8 protein-coding genes are annotated in these 5994 nt (G+C 71.7%); 1 reads left to right on the forward strand and 7 read right to left on the reverse strand.

Annotated elements, in window-relative coordinates; translation table 11 throughout:
* The 7 genes from VFJ94_RS10455 to rpmH all read right to left on the reverse strand — a co-directional run.
* Positions 1 to 655 (reverse strand): AAA family ATPase (locus VFJ94_RS10455; RefSeq protein WP_325004149.1); only part of this gene is annotated, 655 nt, incomplete at its 3' end.
* A 498-nt stretch (positions 656 to 1153) separates the two neighbouring features.
* On the reverse strand, positions 1154 to 1933 hold the full coding sequence (rsmG, locus tag VFJ94_RS10460; protein WP_325004150.1) for a 16S rRNA (guanine(527)-N(7))-methyltransferase RsmG: 780 nt from the start codon (positions 1931 to 1933) through the stop codon (positions 1154 to 1156).
* Positions 1934 to 1999: 66 nt separating this feature from the next.
* Positions 2000 to 2533, reverse strand: a complete 534-nt coding sequence (locus VFJ94_RS10465) for a protein jag (protein WP_325004155.1) — start codon at positions 2531 to 2533, stop codon at positions 2000 to 2002.
* Positions 2534 to 2856: 323 nt separating this feature from the next.
* The gene (gene yidC / locus VFJ94_RS10470; RefSeq protein WP_325004151.1) at positions 2857 to 3858 is read right to left on the reverse strand and encodes a membrane protein insertase YidC; all 1002 of its coding nucleotides are present in this window, start codon (positions 3856 to 3858) and stop codon (positions 2857 to 2859) included.
* Between the two features lie 71 nt (positions 3859 to 3929).
* Entirely contained in the window at positions 3930 to 4226 is a 297-nt protein-coding gene (gene yidD / locus VFJ94_RS10475; RefSeq protein ID WP_325004152.1) for a membrane protein insertion efficiency factor YidD, read from the reverse strand.
* A complete protein-coding gene (gene rnpA, locus VFJ94_RS10480; protein ID WP_325004153.1) occupies positions 4223 to 4582 on the reverse strand; it encodes a ribonuclease P protein component in 360 nt (119 codons plus the stop codon). The genes yidD and rnpA overlap by 4 nt, the downstream gene beginning before the upstream one ends.
* Before the next feature lie 10 nt (positions 4583 to 4592).
* Positions 4593 to 4730, reverse strand: coding sequence for a 50S ribosomal protein L34 (gene rpmH, locus VFJ94_RS10485; protein ID WP_028051105.1), 138 nt, complete (start codon positions 4728 to 4730; stop codon positions 4593 to 4595).
* Positions 4731 to 5195: 465 nt separating this feature from the next.
* On the opposite strand from rpmH, the gene VFJ94_RS10490 reads away from it, so the two are divergent.
* Positions 5196 to 5994, forward strand: a 799-nt coding sequence (locus VFJ94_RS10490; protein ID WP_325004154.1) for a DnaA ATPase domain-containing protein, incomplete at its 3' end; no start/stop codon positions are given.

The following is a 5994-nucleotide window of genomic DNA, read 5'->3' on the forward strand; positions in this document are numbered from 1 at the left end:
TGAGGTGAGACTTGATCAGGTCGATGTTCTTCAGCAGCTGCGACACGCCCTCCAGGGCGTAGTACTCACACTGGATCGGGATGAACACCTCGTCGGCGGCCACCATGGCGTTCACGGTGAGAAGTCCCAGACTCGGCGGGCAGTCGAGCAGGATGTAGTCGAAGTCCAGCCCAGCGGCGCGCGCCGATATCAAGGCGCGGTCGAGCCGGGACTCGCGAGCCACGAGGGAGACGAGCTCGATCTCCGCGCCCGCCAGGTCGATGGTGGCGGGCGCACAGGCGAGTCCCGGCACGGTCGCGCACTCCTGGACGACATCGAGCAACGGCCTGCCCTCCACGAGCACGTCGTAGACCGAGGGCACGTCGGCGTGGTGGTCGATCCCCAGCGCAGTGCTGGCGTTCCCCTGCGGATCGAGGTCGACGACGAGCACCCGCAGCCCGGACTGGGCGAGGGCAGCCGCGACGTTGACCGTGGTCGTCGTCTTGCCCACCCCGCCCTTCTGGTTGGCGACGGTGAGCACGCGCGGACGGACCGGTTTGGGAAGGGGTCGGCCGGTCAGCCGGATCCGCCTGCGAGCGTTGTCGGCGAGCTGCTGAGCCATCGGCGTGTCCGACCCCGCCTCGGGGATGACCTCGGCCAGGGCTTCCCGGTCCATGTCGGAGCGTGCCCGCTCCACGTCCTCGCCAGGCGCGGGCTCGGGGCCAGCCGCGGACGTGGCTTCCGATGCGTCGTCAGCCTCGGGGGCGGGCGCGGGGGCAGGTGCGTCGCCAGCCTCGGGGACAGGCGCAGCGGCGGGCGCGGGGGCCGGCGCGGCCCCAGAGCCAGGCGCCACCCTGGGAGCAGGCGCCACCTCCGGCTCTCTCGCGGCTGCGTCAGGCGGGGCGGTTTCACGTGAAACGGGCGCCGGATGCAGGTCGGGCCAGCCGAGTCGCTGTGGACCAGGGAGGGCCGGGGACTGCGGCCACCCCAGATTGCTCGCGGTCACGGCTCGGACACCTCCGGTGGTTGCTCAGGCGTGGCTGCTCAGGCGTGGTTGCCTTGGCGCGGTTGCCCTGGCGCGGTGCAGTCGTCGAGATTGCTCGACGTGGCGCGCCCGGCGGGCGCTAGGTCAGGGTAGTGGGCGGCTGCAGGTCGGACGAACGAGGCCGGCGCCTCATGCTCCGGCTCGGTGACCGCGCGCCGCGCCAGGCCTGGCGTCCCGACCGCCGGCCTGCCGCCGACGGTCGCTGCGCCGCCGGGCCGAGCCCGAGCTCGACGGCTCCTGCCGACGAAACCGGCGCAGGTCGACCGGTGCGTCGATGCCGAGGCGCAGCACCGTCGTGGCCTCGACCAGCAGGTCCGCGCCCAGCTCCTCGACGCCCATCCGCACCACACCGAGCCTCGTGAGCGCGCGGCGCGCCTCCTCCAGCTCTGCCCCCGCTCGGGACCCCTTCAGCGCCAGGAGGGTGCCGCCGCGCGCCAGGAGCGGCAGCGTCCACTGCGCGAGCTGCAGGATGCCCGCGACGGCACGCGCGGTCACCCACGGGGCGTCGAGGCGACCCCACAGGGACTCTGCTCGCGCCGTGTGCACGGTGACCGCGTCGAGCCCGAGCGCCTGCACCGTCTCGCGAAGCCAGGCCGTACGCCGCGAGAGCGGCTCCACGAGGTGCACCTCCAGGTCCGGCCGGGCGATCGCGATGGCCAGGCCCGGCAGTCCAGCTCCAGAGCCGACGTCGACGAGCCGCTGCCGCTCGCCGGTCCTGGGAATGGCCTCCGCGACGACGGCGCAGTTGAGCACGTGCCGGTCCCACAGGCGGGGCGCCTCGCGCGGCCCGAGCAGGCCGCGCTCGATGCCGCCGACGGCGAGCCGCTCGACGAAGCTCTCGGCGACAGGCAGGCGCTCACCGAAGACCTGACCCGCCGCAGGCGGCGGCGCAGGCACAGACGACGGCATACGCCCCCTTTCTCTCAACCCGGACCGATGAGCGAGCGCCGGAGCCGCCGTGATGCCTCGTCCGGGCTACGACGGCAGGATGACGATGTGGCGATGCGGCTCGACGCCCTCGGACTCCGAGGAGAGCCCCGCTGCGGCCACCTCGTCGTGGACCACCTTGCGCTCGAAGGCGGACATCGGCTCCAACGCGTGCTTGGTCCCCGTGCGCCGCACCTCGGCGATCGTCTGCCTCGCCAGCTCGACGAGCGCCGCACGCCGCTCGGCCCGGTAGCCCGCGACATCGAGCATCAGCCGGCTGCGCTCCCCCGTCTCGACCTGGACGGCCAGCCGCGTCAGCTCCTGGAGCGCCTCCAGCACGCGGCCGTCGGGACCCACGAGGCGGCGGGGGACCCGCCCCTCCTCGGAGTCGACGATGGCGACCGCGGCGCGGTCACCCTCGACGTCGACGTCGATGTCCCCGTCGAGGTCGGCGATGTCGAGCAGGGTCTCCAGGAAGTCCGCGGCCATTTCGCCCTCCCGCTCGAGCTGCTTGAGGCGGCCGGACCGCCCGACGGGCGCCCCTGCGGCACCCGCCTCCTCGACCCGCTCACCGACCTGCACACCGACCTGCTCGCCGGTCTCCCGGCTGGTCTCCTCGCTGGTCCCCTCGCTGGTCTCCTCGGCGGTTCCGGCGACTCCTGCGGTCCCGTGCAGAAGGTCTGTGCTCGCCTCCTCCGTGCCCGGTCCACGTGGCTCTGCCACGGCGACGCCGTGGCCGTCCGTGGACCCCGCGTCGAGGGTCACGTCCTCCTCGGACAGGCCGCGGTCGGGGCCGGTCTCGTCGGTCGAGATGTCGCTCATCTGTGCTCCTTCTGGAGCCGGCCGGGGTGCCGGCCGGTCACGTGGTGAGGGGTGGGCGCCACGGTGGCCGCGGGCCGGCAGCCTCAGCGCCGGCCCTTCGTCGGGGTGTTCTTGGCGCGCTTCTTGCCCTTGGGCTGGGTCCGCTGCCTGGGCTTGTCGTCCTCGACGGCCGCATCGACCACCGCGTCGCTGTTCGCGTCCGGGCCGAGGCCGGGGACGATGAGCTCCTTCATCGTCTGCCCCCGACGCTGCTTGCGCTCACGCAGCGCGCGCTCGGCGGCCGAGCCGGGCGCGGGCATGTTGCGGATGACGTAGAACTGCTGGCCCATGGTCCACAGGTTGGTCGTGAGCCAGTAGACGAGCACGCCGATGGGGAAGTTGACGCCGGAGATCGCGAAGAAGATCGGCATGAGGTAGAGCAGCACCTTCTGCTGCTTCGCGAAGGGGTTGTCGAGGACCGACTCGGGCATGTTCTTGCGCATCAGCTGGTGCTGGGTGATGAACGTCGTGGCCGACATCAGCACGATCAGCACCGCCGTGAGGATCTTGGTGTTGCTCACCGTCGAGCCGAGGAAGTGGTCAGAGAGCTTGGCGCCGAAGAGCGTCGAGCTCTCGATCGTGCTCGCGAGCTGGTTCGTGATCGGGCCGATCGCCTGGGCCTTGCCCTCGGCCTGGGCCCGCAGGTTGTTGAGCAGCTGGAAGAGGGCGAAGAAGAACGGCGACTGGATGAGGATCGGCAGGCAGCTGCTGAAGGGGTTGGTCCCCGTGCGTCGGTAGAGATCCATGATCTCGGCCTGCTGGGCCTTCTGCGACTCGGGGTCGCGCTTGCCCTTGTACCGCTTCTGGATCTTCTGCATCTCGGGCTGGATGAGCTGCATCTTGCGCGAGGAGTGGATCTGCTTGACGAAGAGTGGGATGAGCAGGAGGCGGACGACGACGGTCAGCCCGACGATCGACAGCGCCCAGGCCCAACCCGACCAGCCTCCGCGCAGCCCGAGGGTCTCGAAGAGCCAGTGCCAGGCGTACATGACCCATGCCTCACCCAGCTTGATCGGGTAGAGCAGGGTGTTGAAGAAGTCAGACACGTGCGTCCTCTGTCGTCGGGCGGGCGCCGTCGGCGCTCACCGCTGTTCGGCACTGCGAGTATGCCGGATGGTCAGGTCGTGCGTTGGGGCGTGGGGGCCTGCTCGGCCGGGGTTCGACCGCGCTGCTCCCAGGTGTCGGGCACCTCGTCGACCCCGCCGGGGTTCCACGGGTGGCACCGGCCGAGCCGTCGCAGGGCCAGCCAGCCGCCCTTGACCGGGCCGAACCGGACGAGGGCGGTCACGGCATACTGCGAGCAGGAGGGGGTGAACCGGCACGTCGGCGGCGTCAGGGGTGAGACGAAGCGCTGGTAGCCCCGCACCAGTAGCAGCAGGGGCGCGGCCAGCAGGCGGTTTGCCCGCTCACTCACAAGGTCACCCGAGCGCAGGCCTGTTCGAGCTGGCGCGCCAGGGCGACGTCGAGCTCCGCGTACGACGCGTGCGCGGCGGCCGGGTTGGCCCGCACGACGAGGTCGGTGCCGGGCTCCACCAGGTCGAGGTGGGCGGCGACGATGGCCCGCAGCCGACGCTTGGTGCGGTTGCGCACGACGGCGTTCCCGACGGACCGCGAGACGACGAACCCGGCGCGCGGCGGCAGCGCCGCCCGATCCGCGATCCGGTTGGCGTGCACGACGAGCAGGCGCCCGCCCGATCGGCGCGAGCCCGGTCCCCGCACCGCCGACGCGAAGTCTGCGCTCGCACGCAGACGGTGCCGCGCCGGCAGCACGATGCCGGCCTCAGGCCGAGAGCTCGGCGCGACCCTTGCGACGGCGGCCGGCCAGGATGGCGCGACCGGCGCGGGTGCGCATGCGCAGACGGAAGCCGTGCGTCTTGGCCCGGCGACGGTTGTTCGGCTGGAAGGTGCGCTTGCTCACGAGGGCTCCATACGGTTGCGGGCGGCAGTCCGGCGACGGACGGGCCCGAAAGGGGTGGTCTGTTGGCGGTCGTCGACCGCACTCGGCAAACCCGTGGGCCGGACCGGACGTCGAGACCATGGGTATGCGAATGGGGTCGCAGCACACGCCCCGCCCACGATACGGGAGCGCTGGAAGACCGGTCAAACCGCCTTCCCACCCGGCGTACCCCGCGCGAAACCCCTTATCCTTGCGGATGTCGGGGCCGGGACCACGCGCGACACGCCGCGCGCCGAGGCACCGTTCTCGCTCCTCGAGTTGTCACGGGCAGCAGGAGTTGTTAGTTTCGCCTTTCGGTGCGGCCACGCTGTTTGCACAGTCTGTGGACAACCCTGTGGACCACGCAGCCGGCCATCTCGGGCGCATCTCGCACGACGCGGTGGACCGAGTCGTGCACAAGCGGCCGTCGTGCACAAGCAGTCAGGGATGGGTGGGCAAGTGACGGACGGCGACGTGGACTACGGCCAGATCTGGCGGCAGACCCTCGCGACGCTCGACGCTGAAGGAATCCCGGCCCAGCATCGCGCCTTCGTGCGGCTGTGCAAGCTCGTCGGCGTGCTCGAGCAGACGGCGCTCGTCCGAGTGCCCAACCCCTACACCAAGGAAGTGCTCGAGACCCGCGTCCGGGACGAGGTCACGGAGGCGCTCGGCGCCCACCTCGGGCACGCCGTGCAGCTCGCGGTCTCGGTCGACGAGAGCCTCGAGGCCGACCTCGGGCTGCTCACCGACGAGCCGACCGGTGAGCCGGCCCTGTCCCAGGCGTCGCGGTATGCCGCCGGCCCCGACCCTTCGGTCAGCCGGTCCGTCGACCCGACGCGCAACGGTCACGTGGACGGCATACCGGCTGGGGGAGACCGGTTGCGCGACCTGGACGCCAGCGCGCCGGACCTGCACGACGCCGACTTCGACGAGCCGGCCACGTTCCTCGGCGGCGACAGCGGCCCGCTGCGGCAGCGCCCGGAGCCGTCCGCCCCCGGAGACCCGCGGCTGAACCCGAAGTACACCTTCGACACCTTCGTCATCGGCGCCAGCAACCGCTTCGCCCATGCGGCGGCCGTCGCGGTGGCCGAGGCCCCGGCCAAGGCGTACAACCCGCTCTTCATCTACGGCGGGTCGGGCCTCGGCAAGACCCACCTCCTGCACGCCATCGGCCACTACGTGCGCCAGCACCTCCCGGGCCTGGTCGTGCGCTACGTGTCCACGGAGCACTTCCTCAACGACTTCA

This window comes from Intrasporangium sp., assembly GCF_035688975.1.
Lineage (GTDB): Bacteria > Actinomycetota > Actinomycetes > Actinomycetales > Dermatophilaceae > CALMNV01.